General features: G+C 35.8%; 1 protein-coding gene. It reads left to right on the forward strand.

The window, feature by feature from the left end; genetic code table 11:
- Window positions 1–29 precede the first annotated feature (29 nt).
- A complete protein-coding gene (locus CLOBL_RS27255) occupies window positions 30–890 on the forward strand; it encodes an alpha/beta hydrolase (RefSeq protein WP_077861845.1) in 861 nt (286 codons plus the stop codon).
- The last annotated feature ends 161 nt before the right edge of the window (window positions 891–1051 follow it).

Consider the following 1051-nt stretch of genomic DNA (forward strand, 5'->3'; position numbering starts at 1 on the left):
CCGCAGATTAAAATGGGAGGATAATATCGATGAGATTAAAAGATATAAAACTTTGGGAAAAAAATGTTCCTGATGCCGACTTAATTTCTACTATTGGGGACTTGAATAACGAAGGGTTACCAACCCTGACCCCTTATTTATTAAAAGGGGAGAAACCCCGCCCTGCAATTATTGTTTGCCCGGGCGGATCATTTCAATTTAGAGCGTCTAATGAAGGAAAACCGATTGCAAAATGGCTAAATCAAATAGGAATAAATGCTTTTGTTTTAAATTATCGGGTTGCTCCTTTTACTCCATTTACGTCAACCAAAGATGCAGTACGAGCGGTTAGGTATATTCGGTATCATGCCTTAGAATTTAATATTGATCCGGAACGGATCGGCATGATAGGATTTTCAGCTGGCGGTTATCTCACCGCTTTTGTAGGAACTCGTTTTGATAATGGAAGTATAGAACCGGATAGTCGAAATGCGCAAATTATGTCGATGCTTTTGGGAGAACCAGATTTTAACGATCCGATTGATCAAACGAGTTCTAAACTTAATGCTATAATTTTATGTTATGCTGAGACAGCACCCTTTTCTAAGGAAAAATTGCCGCCAGATTCTTTATTAACAAAAGATATTACAGTGGATGAATTTATAGACTTTACTTCAAATCATAAACATGTTACAGCGAAAACACCACCGACTTTTCTATGGATTACAGCGACCGATCACTGGAATTTTCAGCGCCAAAACTTACTTTTTGCTCAAGCACTAAATGAGCTAAATCAACCATTTGATTTACATATATTCTCAAAAGGTCCCCATGGTTTAGGATTAGGTGAGGATGAACCTACGGTAGCAATCTGGCCAAAACTTTGTGAAAATTGGCTTCAAGGATTATAATATTCCGTTTATTAATTCCATATTTTTTTAAAAAGTATTAAGCATAAAAATGTTAACAATTCAATGAATGTTGACATAATGGTCTCGAACCAACTTGAGGAAAAGTTAGTTCGGAATCATCTCAAGTTATGTATAAATAAAAATGAATAGCAAATTGTAAA

Source organism: Clostridium sp. BL-8 (assembly GCF_002006495.1).
Classification (GTDB): Bacteria; Bacillota; Clostridia; order Clostridiales; family Clostridiaceae; genus Clostridium.